Source organism: Ruegeria sp. R13_0 (genome assembly GCF_017743995.1).
Classification (GTDB): domain Bacteria; phylum Pseudomonadota; class Alphaproteobacteria; order Rhodobacterales; family Rhodobacteraceae; genus Ruegeria.
This window is the reverse complement of the sequence record NZ_JAGHRB010000025.1, coordinates 18,913-38,906: the sequence shown is the minus strand read 5'-3', so window position 1 is coordinate 38,906 and position 19,994 is coordinate 18,913. Positions and strand designations below refer to the sequence as shown.

At 54.2% G+C, this 19,994-nt stretch carries 17 protein-coding genes and 2 pseudogenes; 7 read left to right on the top strand and 12 right to left on the bottom strand.

Features of this window, described 5'->3' with window-relative positions:
- Positions 1–651 precede the first annotated feature (651 nt).
- A complete protein-coding gene (locus tag J7394_RS21470; RefSeq protein WP_209256016.1) occupies positions 652–906 on the bottom strand; it encodes a hypothetical protein in 255 nt (84 codons plus the stop codon).
- A gap of 625 nt (positions 907–1,531) precedes the next feature.
- On the opposite strand from J7394_RS21470, the gene J7394_RS21465 reads away from it, so the two are divergent.
- The 6 genes from J7394_RS21465 (at position 1,532) to J7394_RS21440 (ending at position 7,335) form a co-directional block, all read left to right on the top strand.
- Complete coding sequence (locus J7394_RS21465; RefSeq protein WP_209256015.1) at positions 1,532–1,972, top strand: serine O-acetyltransferase; 441 nt, start codon at positions 1,532–1,534, stop codon at positions 1,970–1,972.
- Complete coding sequence (locus J7394_RS21460; protein WP_209256014.1) at positions 1,969–3,528, top strand: AMP-binding protein; 1,560 nt, start codon at positions 1,969–1,971, stop codon at positions 3,526–3,528. Before J7394_RS21465 ends, J7394_RS21460 begins: the two co-directional genes overlap by 4 nt.
- A gap of 132 nt (positions 3,529–3,660) precedes the next feature.
- The gene (locus J7394_RS21455) at positions 3,661–3,897 is read left to right on the top strand and encodes an acyl carrier protein (protein WP_209256013.1); all 237 of its coding nucleotides are present in this window, start codon (positions 3,661–3,663) and stop codon (positions 3,895–3,897) included.
- 1 nt (position 3,898) lies between these two features.
- Positions 3,899–5,137: a type III PLP-dependent enzyme gene (locus J7394_RS21450; RefSeq protein ID WP_209256012.1), complete on the top strand. Its 1,239-nt coding sequence runs from the start codon at positions 3,899–3,901 to the stop codon at positions 5,135–5,137.
- A 31-nt stretch (positions 5,138–5,168) separates the two neighbouring features.
- On the top strand, positions 5,169–6,200 hold the full coding sequence (locus tag J7394_RS21445) for a glycosyltransferase 61 family protein (RefSeq protein ID WP_209256011.1): 1,032 nt from the start codon (positions 5,169–5,171) through the stop codon (positions 6,198–6,200).
- Positions 6,201–6,291: 91 nt separating this feature from the next.
- Positions 6,292–7,335: an acyltransferase gene (locus J7394_RS21440; RefSeq protein ID WP_209256010.1), complete on the top strand. Its 1,044-nt coding sequence runs from the start codon at positions 6,292–6,294 to the stop codon at positions 7,333–7,335.
- A gap of 135 nt (positions 7,336–7,470) precedes the next feature.
- Here the strand turns inward: J7394_RS21440 and J7394_RS21435 are convergent, their stop codons facing one another.
- The 7 genes and pseudogenes from J7394_RS21435 to J7394_RS23215 all read right to left on the bottom strand — a co-directional run.
- Positions 7,471–7,863 (bottom strand): GtrA family protein, encoded by a 393-nt coding sequence (locus tag J7394_RS21435; RefSeq protein WP_209256009.1) that lies wholly within the window; start codon positions 7,861–7,863, stop codon positions 7,471–7,473.
- A 12-nt stretch (positions 7,864–7,875) separates the two neighbouring features.
- Positions 7,876–9,357, bottom strand: a complete 1,482-nt coding sequence (locus tag J7394_RS21430; RefSeq protein WP_209256008.1) for a hypothetical protein — start codon at positions 9,355–9,357, stop codon at positions 7,876–7,878.
- 146 nt (positions 9,358–9,503) lie between these two features.
- Entirely contained in the window at positions 9,504–10,427 is a 924-nt protein-coding gene (locus tag J7394_RS23050; RefSeq protein WP_209256007.1) for a WxcM-like domain-containing protein, read from the bottom strand.
- Positions 10,390–11,367 (bottom strand): glycosyltransferase family 2 protein, encoded by a 978-nt coding sequence (locus tag J7394_RS21420; RefSeq protein WP_209256006.1) that lies wholly within the window; start codon positions 11,365–11,367, stop codon positions 10,390–10,392. Before J7394_RS21420 ends, J7394_RS23050 begins: the two co-directional genes overlap by 38 nt.
- 3 nt (positions 11,368–11,370) lie before the next feature.
- Complete coding sequence (locus J7394_RS21415) at positions 11,371–12,528, bottom strand: DegT/DnrJ/EryC1/StrS aminotransferase family protein (protein ID WP_209256005.1); 1,158 nt, start codon at positions 12,526–12,528, stop codon at positions 11,371–11,373.
- A 144-nt stretch (positions 12,529–12,672) separates the two neighbouring features.
- Positions 12,673–12,819 (bottom strand): annotated as a pseudogene (locus tag J7394_RS23220) (IS5/IS1182 family transposase); the annotation flags it as partial.
- 451 nt (positions 12,820–13,270) lie between these two features.
- Positions 13,271–13,449, bottom strand: a pseudogene (locus J7394_RS23215) (IS5/IS1182 family transposase); the annotation flags it as partial.
- Positions 13,450–13,972: 523 nt separating this feature from the next.
- Here J7394_RS23215 and J7394_RS21405 point away from each other — a divergent pair.
- Positions 13,973–15,781 carry an ABC transporter ATP-binding protein gene (locus J7394_RS21405; RefSeq protein WP_209256004.1) on the top strand — a complete coding sequence of 603 codons (1,809 nt, stop codon included), beginning with the start codon at positions 13,973–13,975 and terminating at the stop codon, positions 15,779–15,781.
- A gap of 548 nt (positions 15,782–16,329) precedes the next feature.
- Here J7394_RS21405 and J7394_RS21400 read toward each other — a convergent pair.
- The 4 genes from J7394_RS21400 to J7394_RS21385 form a co-directional block, all read right to left on the bottom strand.
- The gene (locus tag J7394_RS21400; protein ID WP_209256003.1) at positions 16,330–17,325 is read right to left on the bottom strand and encodes a glycosyltransferase family 2 protein; all 996 of its coding nucleotides are present in this window, start codon (positions 17,323–17,325) and stop codon (positions 16,330–16,332) included.
- 9 nt (positions 17,326–17,334) lie between these two features.
- Entirely contained in the window at positions 17,335–18,663 is a 1,329-nt protein-coding gene (locus tag J7394_RS21395) for a glycosyltransferase (RefSeq protein ID WP_247748357.1), read from the bottom strand.
- On the bottom strand, positions 18,663–19,541 hold the full coding sequence (locus J7394_RS21390) for a glycosyltransferase family 2 protein (protein ID WP_209256002.1): 879 nt from the start codon (positions 19,539–19,541) through the stop codon (positions 18,663–18,665). Before J7394_RS21390 ends, J7394_RS21395 begins: the two co-directional genes overlap by 1 nt.
- 109 nt (positions 19,542–19,650) lie before the next feature.
- Entirely contained in the window at positions 19,651–19,986 is a 336-nt protein-coding gene (locus J7394_RS21385) for a hypothetical protein (RefSeq protein WP_209256001.1), read from the bottom strand.
- Between the last annotated feature and the right edge of the window lie 8 nt (positions 19,987–19,994).

The following is a 19,994-nucleotide window of genomic DNA, read 5'->3' as shown; positions in this document are numbered from 1 at the left end:
GCTAAAATTGCATGGTTTCTAAAATATAGATCCAGTATTATTTGCCAAAATCTCGGCCAAGTGAGCCACGCTCCTGATATTAGGAGGTGCATAATGAATAGTCTACTCTGGTTTACGGAAGAGCAGATGTCACACACCCAACCTTACTTTCCGAAAGACCACGACACGTAAAAGGTTTATGCCCGAAAGGTTTAAATGGGACTATTTTTACTGGAGCGTTCGACGCAAAACCTGAAGCATAAGGATTTCTCAGGAGGCTAACAGGATGAATCCTGTTTGGGAGGGTGGATCATTCCCGCGCCTTTTCCAGAAGCGCTGCAGGCACGGTTTAAGAAGTTGGTTGAAGATGGGTTAAGAGGCCTGATGATCTGGCAGACAAGAGCCGCTCGCGCTGCGCGACAGGATTGCCCAACAAACAGGGGGAAGCCGGACCTACACCAAGGGTTTTTAGCGGAAGTCATTGCGCAGGACCGTGACATTGTGATGCCCGAGTTGCCTTCGGATCTTTTGATGCAGCCGGAATGCAGGCGCATCCTGACGCCATCTGGCAGTTCTTACGCAAGCTAGGTTACACTTACAAAAAACGCTGGTGGCCACGGAACTCTGTTGCAACAAAGTAGCCAAACAGCGCAACGATTGGGCTCGACGGCGTCAGTCCAGCTTGATCTTATCGTATTCATCTACTGAATCTTCATCAAAACAAACCTGACGCGCCTGCAGGGATTGGTTGGCAATGGGATCAGCACGCGGGTCGTGGGCACACAGACATTCATTGCTGGGCTTGTGACAAATGCGATGATCGCGCATCGGGTGACGCAAGGCATCTTGGATGGTCCCAGAAACCGTTGTCATATTGGAAACCTGACCACCCACAAAAAACACCGTCGGCACCAAAGCCATGCTCAATGTAGTGCGCTGGTTCTTAGTCTCTCTACTCTACAACTCCTATCTAAACCCGATCAAGATGGCCCTCGCAAAACTCAAAGCCCATCGACTCACAATCTTTCACCGACATGTTCGGCCCAATCGCTACAATCTGTAATCTATACTCATACGAAAAGTACTGGAATTAATTCAAGGCTACTGGATATTTTACAGGTTATAGGCTGGACGCTTTAGTCTAAATAGGTTGAGCTGATCTGATGCACCCCATGACTATGGCCCACCGAGGACACATACGACCAAAGAACGCTGTAGAGTGGGAGTTTGACGCAAACGTTCCAGAGGCAAAACACTGTTGAATTTTCTGCGCTCAAGCCGCTTGCATAGCGCAGTATTTGGTGCTCATAGTTTCGCGGGCTTGGTCTCGTCGGGGAACGTGTTGTACGATTTGATCAACACGCAAAAAGAAGACCATATACTTGAAACCGCCTAACCCTTTTTGGTTCGGGCACTCAATTATATAGAGTACGCGTAGGTGTTTGAGACTATATGCAAGGACTACAGACGTCACAGAGGTGAGGGGGCAGCGTTTCTGGCTCTGATTACTTTCCGATTGGGAAACCGGGTTCTCAGGATAAAAAATCCGATTTTGAAATGGCTGCCTTGGAAACTATACCGATTTTTCAAAATTTTTGTTTCCAATTTTACCAAGATCTGGCTCGAGCCAGGGACTCAGATCGGCAAGGATTTTCACATTATTCACGGGTCCGGTTTTCTTGCCGTTCACCCAGGGGCCGTCATTGGAGACCGGTGCGGCGTGATGCATAATGTCACCATTGGTGTAAATATGAGCGGTGGTGTACCGCGCATTGGCGATGATGTCTTCATAGGGGCGAACGCAACCCTGCTTGGCCCAATCGTAGTCGGAGACCGGGTGAGAATTGGAGCCAACGCACTGGTACTGACCGATGTGCCCGCAGATTCCATCGTCCAGGCCCCGCCGCCCAAGATTTTCCCCAATGTCAGCGCTATGCTGAAGAAAGGTCGTGGCAATTCAACAGCAAACAAAGCTGACGGAGAGACGTTTTGAGCGCCCTGGCCACAACCTTTTACGAACTATTCGCCGATAACTTGAACAGCAATTCCGACAAGATCGCATTGGTGGACGCTGGGCGCTCGATCGACTATGCCTCTCTGTCTGCTGAGATTGATGTCGTGGCACAATATCTGACATGCCAAGGTATCGGGCGCGGCGAACGTGTCATTGTGAATTTGCGCAAGAGTATCGAAGAAGTGGTCGCGATGCTCGCGGTGGTGCGGATTGGCGGGGTGGTTGTCAATGTAAACACCCAATGGACCCTTGAGCAGCTTGCCTATGTCGCTGAGGACTGCGGCGCAACCGCTATCATAACAGATAGTCGTACTGCACGAGCGCTGGCAGATAACGGGCTTCCGGGCCGAGTCCAGCGAGTTCTCGTGCATGGCAAGGCGCCGGATGCTGATACTTTCGACAGTTGGCAAACATTGTCGGAAACCGGCGCCCCGGTGGCCCGAGTGCTCGACACAGAATTGGCAATGATCATCTACACTTCAGGCTCTACCGGTCAGCCAAAGGGGGTGATGTTAAGCCACCGCAACATCGTTGCTGGCGCTCGGGCAGTTGCGCGTTATCTGAAACTTGGCTCTGACGAGCGCCTGATCAGCGTCCTGGCCTATAATTTCGACGCAGGCCTGAATCAGCTCACTACCATGCTGTTGATGGGCGGCACCATCGTACATCAGCCGGTGGTCATGCCTGCCGAGATCGTCCGCACTATTGTTGAACAAAAGATTACCGGACTCGCCGGTGTACCTCCGCTTTTGAACCAGATCATCCGCCTTCTTGCGGCACATCCCACACCGTTGCCCGCGCTGCGGCGTGTTACTAATACCGGGGGAAAAATCCCTCCGGATATCCTTGAAATGATGCCTGATGTTTTCCCTAACACTGACATTTATCTGATGTACGGGCTGACCGAAGCGTTCCGATCAACCTATCTCGAACCGGACAGGTTTCATAAGAAAATGGGTTCGATGGGACAAGCTATTCCAGGATCTGAGGTTTATGTCATCAAAGAGGGCGAGGGGATCGCCGGACCAGGTGAGAAGGGCGAGCTTGTGCACCGCGGGCCTCTCGTCAGTTTGGGCTATTGGGGAAAGCCGGACCTGACAGCGGAAAAAATCCGCCCTTGCCCTGAACTGAGCGCACTGATTGGTGATGAAAAGGTCGTTTATAGCGGGGATATCGTCGAGGTCGATGCAGATGGTGATCTATGGTTCGTTGGGCGTAACGATGCGATGATCAAAACCAGCGGCATCCGCCTCAGCCCTGATGAGGTCGAGGATCATGTCTACAAAAGTGGCCTTGTTGCGGAGGCGGTCGCCTATGGCGTCGATGACGTAGATCTCGGGCAGGTCGTGCATGTCGCGGTTACACCGCTCGATGGATTCGATACCGATCAGTTAATGACACATTGTCGACAGGCAATGCCAAGCTATATGATTCCCCGAGTCATCCGGGTCTGGACCGATCCTATGCCACGCACTTCAAGCGGAAAACTGGCGCGCCCTGAAATAGTGCATAGAAGTGTTTCTGAGGGAAGCTGATATTGATGGAACAGACCTGCCTTCACCCCGTCGATCTGTTGCCATGTTTTAGCCCACAATCCGACTGGACAATTACCTATTTCCATTAGACAATTCGGTCGTTCTGTTATTCTAAGTATACTGGTATTCTATATGGCACTTACCCAAGACACCTTGATCTCGTATCTGATCACTTCAATCGAGCCAGATGACGCGATCGAGCCAGAGACAGAACTTTTTTCGTCCGGGTTGCTCGACTCAGTCCTCATGATGAATCTCATTATGTTCCTTGAGGAGCAGAGCGGAATTCAGGTCAGACCTGAAGACGTAACGCTGGAGAATTTCGACACACCGGCTCGGATTATCCAATATACCGAAGGCGCATCTTAGAATGCACAACATCAAAAGGGCTGATGCCATTCTGACACAGGCGGCCGAGGATTTTGGTACGCCTGCTTATGTCTATTTTGCAGACTATATTGAAGAGCGCATTGCCCAGATCGACGCTGCGTTCGGGTCGCGTTTCACCCTTAGCTATGCTGTTAAAAGCAACCCCAATCCGGGCCTCTTAAGCTGGCTTGAGACACGTATCGCTAACCTGGATATTTCTGCCATCGGCGAGATGCGTCTTGGTGTTCGGTCAGGCTGGAAGCCGGAAAGAATGAGCTTTACCGGACCCGGCAAACGCGATCTAGAGCTTGTCGAAGCGATCGAAGCCGGGCTTGGCGAGTTGATCGTTGAATCTGTTGACGAGGCAATCCGAGCAAATCGTATTGCTGCTGAGGCCGGTCGCGTGCAGGACATTATGATCCGTATCGCTCCGGACCAGGTGCCCAAAGGCTTTGGCGACCAGATGGCTGGTCGCCCCAGCGCGTTCGGCATTGATTATGAAACAATGCATGATGAGATCCCGCAGATTTTGGCACTTAAACATCTGCGCGTCATGGGATTGCATGTATATTCCGGAACGCAGTGCCTGGTCTCGGAAGCGATCTGCGCGAACTACCGGACATTTATGCGGATTTTCTCTGAAATTTCGGACCGCTATGATCTGAAGCCCGAAAAGCTTGTGTTCGGCTCGGGGCTTGGCATCCCTTATTTCGAGAAAGACACAGCGCTTGATCTTCCCGCGACTGCAGCCGGGATTGTGGACGAGCTTGATGAATTGCGGGCAACCCCCCGGTTCAGCAGCACCGAACTGGTGTTGGAACTGGGTCGGTATCTGGTTGGAGAGGCCGGGTATTTCCTGACCCGCGTCACCCGGGTGAAAGAGTCGCGTGGAACCCGTATCGCGATTTGCGATGGCGGCATGAACAACCATTTGCCGGCTTCTGGCAATTTCGGCATGGTTATTCATCGCAACTACCGCATGCACAAGGTCGGTGGCGGAACACCGGCCGGCAAGGTGAACCTTGCCGGCCCGCTTTGCACGCCACTCGACAAGATTGGGGTCGGTGTTGAACTGCCTCCGGTCGAAGCAGGAGACTTGATTGCAGTCCATTCAAGCGGCGCTTACGGGCTGACGGCCAGCCCGGTATATTTCATCAGCCACGACCTGCCATGTGAGATTTTAGTCGAAGGCGGTCAGCTGCAGGATGTGACACGACCGCTAGGCGATATTTGCCGATAGTCAGACAGGGTCCAGACCCGGAAAGGCCCCGATGATATCTTTCAGACCCGCCTTACGTGCCGCAGGGATTTCCGCTGACGATCTCATTGACGTCGCCGAGGAGCGTTGGCAGATTCACCCAAAGGAAAGCAGCTATATCAGGCCAGCCACATTTCTGCCGGGACAGCTGGATCGGATCAGGGCAACCGAATTCTTGAGCCATGAAGAAGTCGTGCAGGCCTTCAACGGCAACTTCGATAAACCACAAGCCCCGACTTATGGCTATCTGCTGAAAGATGTCGATCTTATCGATGGTGTGCTCTACACAGCTCGAGGCATCCGACATCTGCGTCAAAGAACCCGCCGCCTGCCAGCGTACGTTGTGCCAAGGGACGTGGAGAGTGGCGTCTTGTACGAAAGCTGGTGGGGCAACCGCTGGTTCGCAAACTGGTTGAGCGACGATTGTCCGCGCTACCTTTTGGCCCAGACCTATGGGGCACCGTTTACAACAAGAGTAGCCCCGTCCGGCCACGTGCCAGACTATGAGCAGCGCTTGGGCATGCAGCCCCGAAGGCTTGATCGTGCGCGGTTTCGTGAACTCATCATGTTTGAGGATTTCACCAATAATACTGAGCGCCGCGCCCGCGTTGAAGCAGTACGTGAAAAACTGATTGAGGACGAAACATACGGCCCGCATCCCGGTGTGTTCCTGCTGCGCGGCACAACCGGCGACGCCCGCCTTCTTGCCAATGAGGCCGAAATTGCAGAGCGGTTCGCTACCGAGCGTGGCTTCCAAATTTTTGCACCCGAACAAACCTCAACCCAAGATCTCATCAAAGCCTGCGCTGGCGCCAAGGTCATTGCCGGTGTGGAAGGCAGCCAGCTCGCACATGGCATGGCCGTCATGGCCAACGACGCTATTCTTTTTACTATCCAACCACCTGATCGGGTTACATCGGTTCTCAAGTTCTTCACCGACCGGCACGGCATGGGCTATGCATTCGTGATCGCCAGCGGATCGGTCGAGAACTTTACCGCCGACTGGGATGAGATCTCTCAAACACTCGACCAGGCTCTAGAGTAGCCAATTGCCTGATGTACAACTTGGAAAGGCGGGTTGGCGAGATTTACGCGCCTTTCTTAGGATAAGTTGAGGTTGTACGGGAGGAAAGGAATTGGTTGAAAAAAATCAAAAGCTTGCCTCAATTCAGGTTCTTCGCTTTGTAGCAGCGGCCTCGGTATTGGTACATAACGCCATTCTTTACGTAGCCCCGTTCGAGCAAATTCAGTACGCTTCAGCCATTGCCGCCTGGTCTAATATTGGTGCGGCCGGGGTTCATATCTTCTTCGTAATCAGCGGCCTCGTTATGGCGTATACTGCTTACGATGCATTTGGGGTCCCCAATGCCGCGCGGTCTTTCCTCTGGCGGCGTATCATTCGAATCTATCCGATTTACTGGATTGCCGCCGCTTCCTATCTGGTTGCGAAGGTTGCCCTAGGGCAGTTTTGGATAGGTGCCGGTGAGACCCTAGGGGCGTTGCTACTCGTGCCTGGAATGGCATCGTCGATCATTGTGCCGGGTTGGACACTCGCCTATGAGATGATTTTCTATCTGATTTTCGCCGGGCTATTGATCTTTCCGAGATCACTTGCGCTTACGTTGATCACCATTGCCTTTCCTACAATGATTGTGCTGGGACGACTCTTAGGAGCGGAGACCTGGGGCGAAGTTGCCAAGCACTTGACCAGCCCATTGCTGATTGAATTCCTGATCGGAGTCTGGTTCGGCTGGGTGTTGCGGGCTGGTAAGACACCACAATGGGCAACAAGACGGTGGGTGTTTCCTGCGGGGTGCTTGACTGCGGGACTGATGTTGATTGCCAGCCCACTCTTGACCGCGCAAGGAATACCGGACGTCGTGTCCATGGGTCCTGGCAGCGCGCTTCTAGTCGCCGTTTTTGCTGTTTCCGAAAGACCTTGGTTTACCAACATCGCCTGGCTTGGTGAGAGCTCCTATGCCCTTTATCTGATACATCAACTTCCTATGATCATCCTCACAGTTGGAGCGCCCAGCCTGTTTGTAACGGGGTATTTAGGTTTTGGGGGTGCGATCACTATACTCTGCATACTTGCCCTAGTGCTTGCGATACCGCTCTACGTGTTCGTGGAGCGCCCATTGTTGGCTTGGATGAAATGGAAGGCGGGACGTCGAAAATAAGACACTGATCGGCACGTTCTGACAAGTGATCTACGGCGCATGTTGCTATTCCTCCCGAGGCTTTGCGCTGATTTGTTTTGGCGGTGCTCCGGGTGGAATACAGAAGCCGGGTAAACCGACTGCTAACCTCTTCTCTCACTCGTGACTTCGATACACCCAAAGATACGATAGCGTGAATGAAAGGGACGCGATGCAAATCGTGGTCACACTTTGAGACAACCAAAGGTTCACATTCACATTGACAACCAGAGTATACATCATGGTTGAATTCACAGCCATACAAATGACGTGCATCACCACGTAGCGAAACATCGACCACCGGTCGCCCGGTACGCTGCTAAAAGTCAAGCGGCTTTGCAGCGTGTAGTTCCAGACCGCACTTCCTAGATACGCTGCCCCGGCCAGCAGTGCGATGTCCTGGATCACCGAACGCATCACGGCCAAAAGGGCAAAGTACATGGCGACTGACGAAACTCCGACAAGCCCAAATTTAGTTACCAACCACGTTAGCCGTAGAAGCTTATCCAAGGCGGCCTCCCACTACGGAGCTTCCAGAAGGACCAGATGTTGGGTGCGCATCACTTCACTGAAACCCGAGACCGCGTCCGCCACGATTTGTTCGGCCGGTGTTATATTGCCCAACACAATACGTTCTTCTTGTCGGACATCCAGGACGACAAAAACGGGTGGCCGCTGTTCAAAAGCTCGAGCGATTTCGTCCAGCCATTCATCGTGATAGGAAAAACGCTCGCTCAGAATACTTAGCGCCGGGGTCGAGACGAACCGAAACACTGGGCGGCGCTCGGCCAAATAAGGAATTTCGAAGTAGCGCCCCCATTGCAGGACATACTCGTCTGGGTTGCTGCCAGCGCGGATGGCAGCAACCACTCTTTCCACATCTACCCAGTAGGGCCTGTAGTATCCATCGTATCGCGGTTCGAACCATGCGCTTTCTGTTTTTAACGCGCCAAAAGTTCCAGCCACTTGCAGCGCGCGCGTGCTTGCCCCAAGTGCCACAAGCCCCAACGTGACCACAAAAAGCGCAAGGCAGACAAGGCGATGACAGCGCCCCAACACAGCGCCCGCAGTTGCCGGAAACGCCCCGTGATCGCCTGCCCCAAAACTGCAGCGCGCAAGGGCGTCCAGACCAGCGGCCACGAACAAAGCAGTTGCAGGTGGCAAAGTGCCTAGATGATAGCCAAAACCCTTGTTCTGCGCCAAGAACGAAACAATCCCAGTGGCAGCAAGCCCAATGATCAAAATCTGCGCGCGGGTTAGCCCATCTCGGTAGAACCAAGCCAGCAGGCCAAACCCGGCACACAGGCTAACCCAATGCCAAGACTGCATCAGCCATGCTACCAGATCACTGATCAGGCGCACTCGCCCTTCTGAGACTGGATAAACCTCAATGTTGAACAGAAGTGTCTGGCGGTAAAAGTCGTCGAGGGCGTCATTCATCCAAGTGTCACCGACGGCTAGCAGGATAACAGCTGCAAACCCGATGATCAGTGCCCCGACCCGTGACAGGCTACGCGACAAGGGTCGTTCGGGTTCATTTGGAAACTTGAGGAATTCCAGAACAATGACGCCACTAAGATAGCTCAGATAGGTGGGTCTTACCAACACTGACGCTGCAATCAGCCCCCCAGCCAGCAGTGCGCTCCAAAGGGCATTTGGACGGCCGCGTGCCTGGCGCGGTCCGATCACGAGCGCGGCGGCTATAATGAGCAGTCCTGCGGCCACAATGTCGCGTTGGCCTGCAAACCACCCACCAGTGGTGACGTAGAGCAACGGGTACAAAACAACGAAAATCCAAGGAGCCCAAGCCAGACCTGCACGCCACAGCAGGATTGCACCGCCCATCGTTGCGACCTGCATCAATACAAAATCGAAGGCGCGCCATGTCCAGAACTTTGCCCCAAACAGGCGCACAGCCCATTCGTGGAGATACATCTTGCCTGGCCAATTCTGTTCGACCAATCCTGCATAGTAAGGATCACCCTGTAATTTTGCCCAAGCCATGTAGTCAAACAGTGCTTGATCAGGAGAAACTGGCAACAACAGATAGGATACCAGCAACACCGGCAATAGGAGCACCCAAAGCGCAAAGCCTGCGATTGGTAAGATTTTGTCAAGGCGTACCGCGATCGGGGACATATGAATTGCCATCACTTGGGTCGGCAGAGTTTGAGGAACGTGCCATAGTCGCGGATGTAGTCGTCTGCGTCGTAGGTATGTGAAGCAAGCACCATCAGTACCGCATCTGGACTATAGTTATACTGTGTCCCCCAGACCATTGGCGGGATGTGCAGCGCCATTTCAGGACTGTTTAAACATACCTCAGATCGTTCTTTGCTGTCGTCCACCAGGCAATTTACCGATCCCTTCAAGCAGATAAGCAATTGATGGCACTCTTTATGTGCATGTTCACCCCGGACCTCTTTGGAGGGCACGTCAGTGATGACAAAATATCGGGCAGGCACGAAGGGCAGACCGTTTTGAGTTTCTCGGGCGGTCAAGTTTCCTCGCATGTCCTTGATCATCGGCTGCACGTCAAGGGGCACACGCGGGATTAGATCAACCTTGCCCATTTGCGTTGCCACAGAGGCTGACGACGCGGTTTGATCGGAAATATAGCGCACAATCCGCGCAGGATTGCCCGTTACCAACGCGTTGGGGGGCACGTCTCGTGTCACCACCGCCCCAGCTCCCACCATTGCGCCGCGACCGATCCGGAGCCCGGGCAAAAGGGTGGCTCCGGCGCCGATAGACGCCCCCTGTTCGATCGTGATGCCCTCGTAACTGTCGAGCCACTGTTTGGATCGTGGAAACCGGTCATTCGTGAATGTTACATTGGGGCCGATGAAAACGTCGTTACCAACGCGCGTGCCATCCCAAAGCTGTACACCGCATTTGACTGTCACCCGGTCGCCAACAATCACATCTCCTTCCACAAAGACATGGTCGCAAATGTTACAATCCTCACCGATGCAGGCACCGGGTAAAACATGAGCAAAAGCCCAAATGCGGGTTTTCTGACCGATTTGATCTGATTCAACCAGCGCCTGCGGATGTTGAAAAAACTTGGTCATCCAACTCTTCTCCAAACTCTTCTGAAGACATCACAATGTGCAGCGGGCGGCCCTTAGTGTTTTCAAAGACCCGCCATAGGTACACGCCAAGAATACCGAGCGAGAATATCTGCAGCATGCCTAGGAACAGGATTACCAGAATTGTGGCAGCATAGCCGGGCACCTCGATCTTACCCAGCAACGAGCTGACAAGCACGACAAGAGCCAGCAGGCCGCTCAGAACGAAGCCAAAAAAGCCAATAGTGATCAGAAAGGAAATAGGGAGATCAGAAAAGCTGAAGACACTGTCTTGCATGTAGCGCCATTTCTTGTTGAAGGTCCAAGCGGATTTCCCAACCTCTCGTGCCCGGCGTTCGTATTCGAAGCCCTTGCGCTTGAATCCCATCCAGAACAGCAGTACAATAAGCGAGCTGTTCCGCTCGTTCAGCATCAGGATTTGATCGCGTACCTTTGCGGTCACAGCGAAGACATCAACGCCACCCTCAGGAATATCCTTGGCCACGAACCTCCGATATATGCTCCAGAAACCCTGGGAGAGAACTTTGCTCTGCCAGGGATCATTGCGGGCGATACGGGCACCATAGGCCACGTCGATATCGTCTATCTGCATACCGCGATACATATCCACAACAAGTTCAGGTGGCTCTTGCAAATCGGCAGCCATCACCGCGATATAGTCCCCTTTGGCGACTTGCAGACCGGCGCGTATCGCAGCGAAAGCCCCAAAGTTGCGCGACAGGCACAGCAGCTGCGACCGGAAGCCTACATTGGGTAGCCCCATGCGCAGGGCCAGAAGAGAGTTATCGGGGCTGCCATCGACGACGAACACGACTTCCAGCTCGCCAGTCTCGAAAGACTTGTTGTAGAGCGCTGTCAGCTCCTCCAGAAGGTGCGGGATGTTTGCCTCATTCTTGTAGACCGGGATAACAACCGACAGCATGGTTCAACCCTCCCACGCGTTCACGGCATCGATAACCCGGTCAACCTCGTCATCACGCAGATAAGGATGGATTGGTAATGAGACTTCCGACGCCGCCAGTCGGGCCGCCATGGGCGTAGGCATACGCAGCACAGGAATGTTCATTTTATCCAATGCCTGCTGATCCGCCATCAAGATTGGGTAATGAATCGCGGCACCAACGCCGCGCGCGCGCAGATGTGCCATGAAAGCCTCGCGGCGCTCTGGTGTGACCAGAACCGGAAACAAATGCCAACAGCTCCCGTCCGGATACGGTCCAGGCATCAAGGTGACAGCGGGCGCTGTAATCCCGGCTAGATAGCGCTTGGCGATGGCGCGACGGCGGTTCATCCACCCTTCCAGCCGGGGCAGGAAAACGCTGGTCAGCGTCGCGGCGTGCAGTTCGTCAAGGCGGCTGTTCAGCCCAAAGACAGCATGAACATACTTTTCTGTCTGCCCGTAGTTACGCAAGGCTTTGGCCATCCGGACCGCATCGTCGTCATGGACGAGCAAGGCCCCCCCATCCCCCATCACGCCCAGATTCTTAGTCGGGTAAAACGACAGAGACGCCATCCTCCCGTTCTCCGCTACACCAAAATCGTCCCTCCGCGCGCCGATAGCTTGTGCGGCATCCTCGAAGAGCAGAGCCCCACAGGCATCGGCCACGCGTTCCAATGCTGGCATATCGGCAAGATGCCCATACAAGTGTACAGGAACGATGGCGCGGATCGCGCCATGTTCGGCACAGGCGGTTCGGACTGCGTCCGGATCAAGCAGACCATGCGCATCGGTATCGACATAAACCGGCGTCGCCCCACAACGCAGGATCGAAAGCGCAGTCGGAAAGGCGGACAGGGCTGTTGTCACAACTTTGTCGCCACGCCCGATCCCCTTAATACGCAGCGCGATCTCCAACGCATCCATACCATTGGCCACGCCGACAACATGGCGGACACCTGTCCACGCACCCAGTGCGCTTTCGAATGCGGCACCCTCTTTGCCTAGTACATACCATCCGCTCGCCCCAACACGCTCCACGGCAGCTAGTACGTCGTCTCCGCAGTCCTGCCATTGACGATCAAAGCTGTTAGCCATGATCTGGCCTACACCGCTGGACACATCAGGTTGTGTCTGTCCCGTCATCACTGTCATCGGATCAACGTCTCTGTCGGCGCAACAATTCTCGCTTCAAATTCAAGATATTCAATCGTTACCTGCCATTCTACCTCTACAAAGGCTTTGTTGTATAAATCAAAGAGTGAGCGCGGTATCTCTGCCACTGAGGGCTTACGATACAATATCTGTGACAGTTATACCAAGATTGAAGTAGCGGTTCAGCATTGCGGCTCGGAAGCAGATGTGCATGACCTGCCGATTGAAATCTCGCACCATCGATGATTGGCCCAAAAGTTTCACACAGTGCGTCTTGGGCTCGACATGGTTTCAGCTCCATTCCCGCAGATTACACAACCCACATTTTACGAGGTGTAGGCTGATTCAATTCGGTCGATGACATCTGCACTCGTGGGTTTCCACTGCTGGCGTTCTTGCGAAGCTCGGTAGCTGCAGGAAAACAGCTTTCTTCATCATTGGTCAGAGTGTTCATCAAATAGGGAAAACTCCAATCGGCAAACGCACCTTGAACCCACAAAAACAATAATCGCATTTCAATGGCTCGTGGCTTCTCCTAGCGCCTTGTCCAGGAACAAACGTTTGCGAAAAACGCTGATCAGTTATGCCTCTTTCTCAAATGTATTACGTCGCATACTTTTGACTGAATATGAAAACAAACTCTGTTCGACTGCCTATCGCCTGCACTGCAGTGGCGAGCGGATTCAAGTACTGTCGCCTTGAAAAATTTCCACTTTCCTAGGCTCAGGCCTAACTTCGGGAGCCAGAACATGATGGCATAGGCGATGTATATTGCCGACAGAAAAAAGTTTCCGCATCTGTCATAACGGGTGGTGATGCCCGCCAACCTGCCAACCTAGAAAAGGCGTTTTCGATCCAGTGACGCTTCCCATTAAGTAACATGTTGTAGGTTACAGGTTTGGTACGTTTTGAGATGAGTGCTATCTATAACGGTGGTTTTGATATCACTGCTCGGCTGGGCCAAACCGCTGAAGACATAAGCTAAAAATACATGCGCAACCATCTGGCGAAACGGATGCAGAGCGGTTTGTGAGGCCCACAGACAGGCGATGTATCCAGCCACTACACGACAAAGATGATCCCACTCAATTTACGCTTCGCTCAACCAGAGGCATTTGCTCTTGTGACCCCCTTCTTTTTTGAGTGTGGAACGCGTGGCGCGGCGCTATTCAAGCGGTTTTATGGGTCTGGAACGTCGGCGAAAAGCCGTCAGATAATCGCTTCCAGCGTCAGACAATGCAACAATGTCGAAAATCTTGTTAGGAACTCAGCATCAGCCGTATTGGCGCTGCTCTTATAGCTGGGTATCTTCCCCAGAAGCACGCTAGATTCTTGTTGATGGTAGCCGTGTGGTTACGCCTTAAAAACAGCTGAATTATTAGTAAAGTCGGATTGAGGCGCGAATAGAGAAAAGGTTAAAAGAGTATTTGGTAGTATGTTCGGTATTTATAAAAAAATTATGGATCTGTTCGACCACCGGGAAAGGCGGGCCTTTTACCTGATCATGGGCCTGATGGTTCTTGTTGCTTTTGCCGAAGTGCTGGGTATTTCGGCGGTTCTGATGCTACTGAACGTCTTGGCTATACCTGAAAAGATTCAGACAAATAACGTTCTGTCATGGGTCTACGACTTTGGTGGTTTTTCCACCACATATGCCTTTCTGGTGTTTCTGTCGATTGCGGTGCTTCTAGTGGTCGTTGTGGGTCTGCTGATCAAGGCGGGCGGCACCTACCTGATCATTCGCTTTTCGACGATGCGGGGTTACAAGATCTCATGCCAGTTGCTGCAAAGCTATCTGCACCGACCCTACGCATGGTTTCTGGAAAACAACAGTGCCAGTATCCGTAAAAGCGTCCTAAACGATGTCGATCTACTCGTGGGGCTCATCATCACCCCAAGTATGCGTGTTCTAGCGAATGTAATTCTGGGCCTCAGTATCATCAGCTTCCTGATTTATGTCGAGCCAGTCCTATCATCAGTCGCTATCCTGCTGATGAGTGGCAGTTATGTTGGGATTTATATCAATATTCGTAATGTGTTGAGGGTTTTGGGCCAAAAGATATTAAAGACCAATGAAGAGCGGTTCAAGTTGGCGCAGGAAGCCACGGACGGCTTCAAAGAAGTTAAGCTCATGGGGCTGGAGGACAGCTACATAAGTCGATTTCAAAACTCAGCATTGCGCCAAGCAAACTATAGTGCGCGCAATGAAATTCTGCGCGCCCTGCCGAGGTTCTTTCTGGAGGCTATAACAATCGGCATCCTGTTGGCATGTGTGCTACTCCTGCTTTTGCGCAGCAGTGGGAATCTGGTCGAGATTATCCCAACGCTGGGTATCTTCTTTTTTTCAGTCATGCGGTTTCTGCCGGTAGCGCAGCAAATTTATCAGAATCTGGCGGCAATTCGGACCGGGTCATCAATATTGGAACATATCCACGCCGAATGCGTAAACGCAGGGCAACAGGTTGAGCATCTGTCCGCAGAGATTGCCGAACCGGGTGATTGTCTGTCGCTTGATAGAAGTCTCGAAATCAGAAATCTCAGCTTTTCCTATGCCACCGCAGAACAGCCAGCCCTACACGGAATCGATCTTAACATCCGGGCTTGCAACACTATTGGTATAGTCGGCGGTTCGGGGGCGGGCAAGACCACGCTGGTCGATATCGTGCTGGGCTTGTTGAAGCCCAAAACCGGCGAGATTGTGGCCGATGGAACCGTCATTACCGCGAGCAATCTCCGCCGCTGGCAGCAATTACTGGGCTATGTGCCCCAAAGCATCTACCTGACCGACGACACGATCGCACGCAACATTGCCTTTGCAGTGCCTCCGGAAGAGATAGACATGGCTGCCGTTAAACGGGCCGCACGTATCGCGGCGCTGCACGATTTCATCCTCGACGAATTGCCACAAGGTTATGATACATTCGTCGGTGAGCGCGGCGTGCGCCTGTCCGGTGGCCAGCGTCAGCGCATCGGTATTGCTCGCGCGCTATATTCCGATCCGTCGTTGCTGATCCTGGATGAGGCGACATCAGCGTTAGACAACATCACTGAAAGCGTGGTGATGGAGGCGGTGCAGAGAATCCGAGCCGACAAGACCATCATCATCATCGCTCACCGACTGAGCACCGTGCGCAACTGCGATACGATCTATTTCTTCGAGCAAGGACAGATCGCATCGTCTGGCACCTATGACGAACTGGTCGCTAAAAACGCGACATTCCGTAAGATGGCAGTGAACACCTAAGGCTATACTGCAAATAGTCGTTTCCAATTATGTGATGAAGCGGCCTTTTGAGAACTCTATGATTTTGCTCCGCAGTGTTATTTCCTGACCTCTCCGTCGAGTTTCTCAAAGCTACCAATGCCGAACTGGGCGGCACATTCCGATAGCCCTTTCTGACATTGCAAAGCTGTAGGCCTCAAGTTTTCCATTGGGTCATTTGGGCTCCGGACTTAAAATTAAATGGACAATTCTCAGGCAAATTTGTCCTTGGTCCAATTGCGACGAGTATGACAGGATAGGGTGGTTGTGTTGCAAATCATCTTATCGCAGCCGATCTTGGGCAAAATAATTAATATAACCGTTTATGCTCTTCTGAGACTGACGTCGTGAATTTCGAGAGGAAACCGCGGCGAGACGACTCCGAGAAGGGCCTTGTAAGCGGTGGGCACAGAAATAAACTCCCTAGCCTCCACCGTTCAATGGAGGTAGTTAGTGAGCTGCTCCATTTTGACAGATGCCTGAGCTCTTTTGAGTTTGAATCTGATCGGCGCGCATTATGGGCGAAATCTTTACTTATACTCGATCAGCCCCGCAGGAAGGCGTGTGAGGCGGCGCAGTTGAAATTCCAACACGCCCAAGGCCTCGGGAAACTTGCCCAAGGTCAGGAAAAACGCCTGTTCCCAGGCGGCGCGGCTTGAGAAGCTGTCGCGACGCGCCAGCCGCAGAACCTGTGCGGGGTAGAGCAACAGTAAAAGCAACGCCCAAGGTGTGAGCAACAGCGCCGCCAGCAGGGTTGCCAGCGGCAGCGCCGCGCCCCACAAAAGCGCCCGGGTGCGGGCGGCAACGCCGTGCCGTTCGGGCGGCCCCCCGTGCAGCGCGGCACCTTCGGCGGCCGCATGGCCGCCTCGGCGCATGCGGTTCCACCATTGCCCTGCCCGCGTCATGGCCGCATCGTGGGTAGTCATCTCGTGATCGATACGCCAGACCTCGCCGCCCCGATGGCGCAGGCGTACGCACAGTTCGGGCTCTTCGCCAGCAATCAGCGCCGGGTTGAAACCACCCGCGGCAGTAAAGGCATCAGACCGCATCATGGCATCGCCACCGCAGCTCTTGGCCTGACCCACCGGTGTATTCCATTCCCGGTCGCAGAGCCGGTTATAGACCGAAGCCTCGGGAAACATCTCACGCCGACGGCCGCAAACCACCACCGCCTGCGGATGATTGCCCAGAAAGGCTGCGGCCACATCAATCCAATCAGGATGCAGGGTGCAATCGCCATCGACGAACTGCACGTAATCGATATCGCCCTGCGCGCGCAGCGCCTCAAAGCCGGCATTGCGGGCGCGGGCGGCGGTAAAGGGCTGGCTAAGATTCAGTTCCACCACCTGCGCCCCCTCCGCGTGTGCGGCTGCGACGCTGCCATCGGTCGAACCGGAATCCACGTAAACGATGCGTCCGACGCTTTGCGGGATGCTGTTCAGACAGTTGATCAGCCGGTCGCCCTCGTTGCGGCCGATCAGCACGACGCCGATCCTAGGTAGGGGAGAGGTCTGCGCATCGCTCATCCCGGCCTCCTATTCCGCGCCTACGGGTTGCATTTGCGGCCGGGCGGGCGGGTTGCTGGGATCGGGATTTTCACACAGCAACGTACGCAGCCATGCAGCTTCGTTCATAGTGTTGAAATCGGCGCGCACCTTCAGCCGTCCAGCGATACCCATGCGGCGACAAAGATTGGGGTCGCTCAGCAGGGTCTGCATCCGTGCGATCAGGGTAGACACATCACCTGGCGGCACCACAAATCCGACTTCACCATCGGTGATCAGTTCCGACACGCCCGCGACCTGCGTGGCAATGACCGGGATGCGGCTGGCCATCGCTTCCATCAGCACCACCGGCACGCCCTCGGCAAAGCTGGGTAGGACAAGCATGTCAGCCTCTTCCAGGAAATCGGCCACCGCCTCCTGCGGCCGGTAGCCGGCGAAGGTGACCGCATCACCCAGAGCCAGCGTTTTCGCTTGCGCCTCAAGTGCGGGGCGGTCCGCGCCGTCACCGATCAGGGTCAGCGTGGCATCAGGGTGATCTTCCCGCAGCGCAGCAAAGGCCTGCAGCAGGAGCGGTGCGCCCTTGACCGCATCCAGCCGCCCTACGAACAGCACGCGCTTGCCAAAGCTGTCACGGGGATTGTGGCCATAGCGGTCGGGGTCGATGCCACAATGCACGATTGATATGCGGGGCCAGTGCTGTTGGTCGGAAAACAGCATCAGCTGCGAACGGCAAAAATGGCTGATGGCAACAATGGATCGCGCGCGAGCGATCTTTTCATCAATCCGCCAACGCATTGGTTCAAAGAAAAGCGCAGGCCCGTGTTCGGTAAAGCTGTAGGGAATGCCCGAGATCTCGCTGGTCAACATCGCCACAGTGCAGCTTGAATTTCCAAAATGGTTGTGCAAGTGCACCACACCCTTTGCCTTCAGACGTGCAGCCAGTACTCCGGCTTCGGCAAAGTAGAACAGCTGATAAAGCAGCGCCTTGGCCCCCGGCGAGCGGGTGCGCCAGGCCAGCCACAGCGCCGAAAACCATCGCCCTGGTGCTGTGCGCAACGCTTGCAGATGTGCACCGAGCAGACGGTGCGGTGCACGAGCCGTGTCCAGGATGCAGAACGTGTTGGTCTCTTCCGCTTTCTGATCCTCGCCCACGACATCTTTTGGATTGGCGCGGCGTACAGTGCAGGTTTCGACCTGGGTGCCCAGGGCGCGCAGCGCCGCAATTTCGCGCTGGATGAAGGTATGGGACACTTTCGGATATTCGCCGGTCAGATAGGCGACCGGGCCGGTCCGTGTCTGCTGGGAAGGGGTGTCCTGAGACATATCTGATCTGGCTGGCATGGAATGGGTGAGAGACATTATCGCCCCCGGGTCCAGTCCGGCCCGCCGGGGCTCAGACGCACGATGAGGTGAACGCAGGTATAGACCAGAAACCCAACTGGTACAGAGAAGAACAAAGCGGCTGCATTCCGCAAACCGAGTGAGGTTTTGACGGCATTGCGGCGCAGGGCCGGGTAATGGCGATAGACCTCAGCCACGCCCGCATCCTGACGGCGGCGCACCCGAACCAGATTGGCGAACCCCTCGACCATAGGCCAGGTGAAAGGGGCCGAGACCTCGACGCGCTCGTCGGGGGCGAAGTGCAGCCGCACATAGGTGTCGTCCGAAATAATGTCCGGGAACGTTCCCCAACGCGCACGGCCTGCGGCGTTGACGGCAAACAGCCCGGCGCCGGCAGCATTGCCGGTCTTCATAAAAGGCAGCCGCGACCATAGCCGGGCATAGGCGCGGGTAACGGCGCTTTGGGCGCGCGCCACCTGTAGCCGGCCGGTGGCATAGACTGCGGCTTCGGTTGCAAGCGCAGCCTGTACCTGCCCGATCAGCGGCGGCGAACAAATCACGTCGGCATCCAGATAGGCACGGGCCGCGCCCTTTGCTATCTCATCAGCCGTGTTCAGCGCCATCAGCTTGCCGCCTTCGGGTATGTCCAGCACCGTCAGCCCCCAGCCCCGCACTGCAAACCGGTCAGCATAGCCCTGCGCCAGTGGAACCGTTCGATCAGTGCAGCCATTTGCGGCGACAATCACCTCGACCCCCTGCGCCGCATCGCCCTGTTGTGTTAGTAGCGCATCAAGGCAGGGGCCAATGAAACACTCTTCATTGTTGGCCGGGATGATGATGCTCAGCCCTGGTGGGCTAGGCGTCGGATCCTGATGATCTGGGTGTATAGTGATCATGGGGGAGGCGTGATTACCCGATCCTGTCTGGGTTGACGATTGCCCAATACGACAACTGCTGCCCGGCCGGTGCCGATGCTATCTTGCATCAATAGACCAAAAAGCAATTTCATCTTCTCCTTGGCCCCTGTAGGAAACCTGGACCCAACTGCTTGTTCAAGCTCCAGGCCGCCTGCCTAAGTTGCACTCCATCAAAAAAAAGCTCCCACAAAATATTGATCTTTGCTGCGGTAGCCTTGGCAACAACAAAGGAGTCAACATCCAGAACGTCCCGGGTGACCAGATCTGAATAGCTCCGACAATTTCCGAGTTTTGAAAAATGCATCTGATTGGACCGAGCACAATAAGAAATCCCTAAAGTGTTAAGCTCAGGCCAAGCAAAGAATTCTGACTCTTTAGATTTAAACATAAAAGTATCGAGGTAGTTACTCAGTATTCTCGCCAAGCTGATTG

Excerpts from the sequence above, each read along its gene's own strand:
- J7394_RS21400 (WP_209256003.1), bottom strand. The coding sequence starts at position 17,325 with ATGAGCGATGCGCAGACCTCTCCCCTACCTAGGATCGGCGTCGTGCTG.
- J7394_RS21415 (WP_209256005.1), bottom strand. The coding sequence starts at position 12,528 with ATGACGGGACAGACACAACCTGATGTGTCCAGCGGTGTAGGCCAGATC.
- J7394_RS21450 (WP_209256012.1), top strand. The coding sequence starts at position 3,899 with ATGCACAACATCAAAAGGGCTGATGCCATTCTGACACAGGCGGCCGAG.
- J7394_RS21395 (WP_247748357.1), bottom strand. The coding sequence starts at position 18,663 with ATGTCTCTCACCCATTCCATGCCAGCCAGATCAGATATGTCTCAGGAC.
- J7394_RS21455 (WP_209256013.1), top strand. The coding sequence starts at position 3,661 with ATGGCACTTACCCAAGACACCTTGATCTCGTATCTGATCACTTCAATC.
- J7394_RS21405 (WP_209256004.1), top strand. The coding sequence starts at position 13,973 with ATGTTCGGTATTTATAAAAAAATTATGGATCTGTTCGACCACCGGGAA.
- J7394_RS21445 (WP_209256011.1), top strand. The coding sequence starts at position 5,169 with ATGATATCTTTCAGACCCGCCTTACGTGCCGCAGGGATTTCCGCTGAC.
- J7394_RS21430 (WP_209256008.1), bottom strand. The coding sequence starts at position 9,357 with ATGGCTTGGGCAAAATTACAGGGTGATCCTTACTATGCAGGATTGGTC.
- J7394_RS21420 (WP_209256006.1), bottom strand. The coding sequence starts at position 11,367 with ATGCTGTCGGTTGTTATCCCGGTCTACAAGAATGAGGCAAACATCCCG.
- J7394_RS23050 (WP_209256007.1), bottom strand. The coding sequence starts at position 10,427 with ATGACCAAGTTTTTTCAACATCCGCAGGCGCTGGTTGAATCAGATCAA.
- J7394_RS21390 (WP_209256002.1), bottom strand. The coding sequence starts at position 19,541 with ATGATCACTATACACCCAGATCATCAGGATCCGACGCCTAGCCCACCA.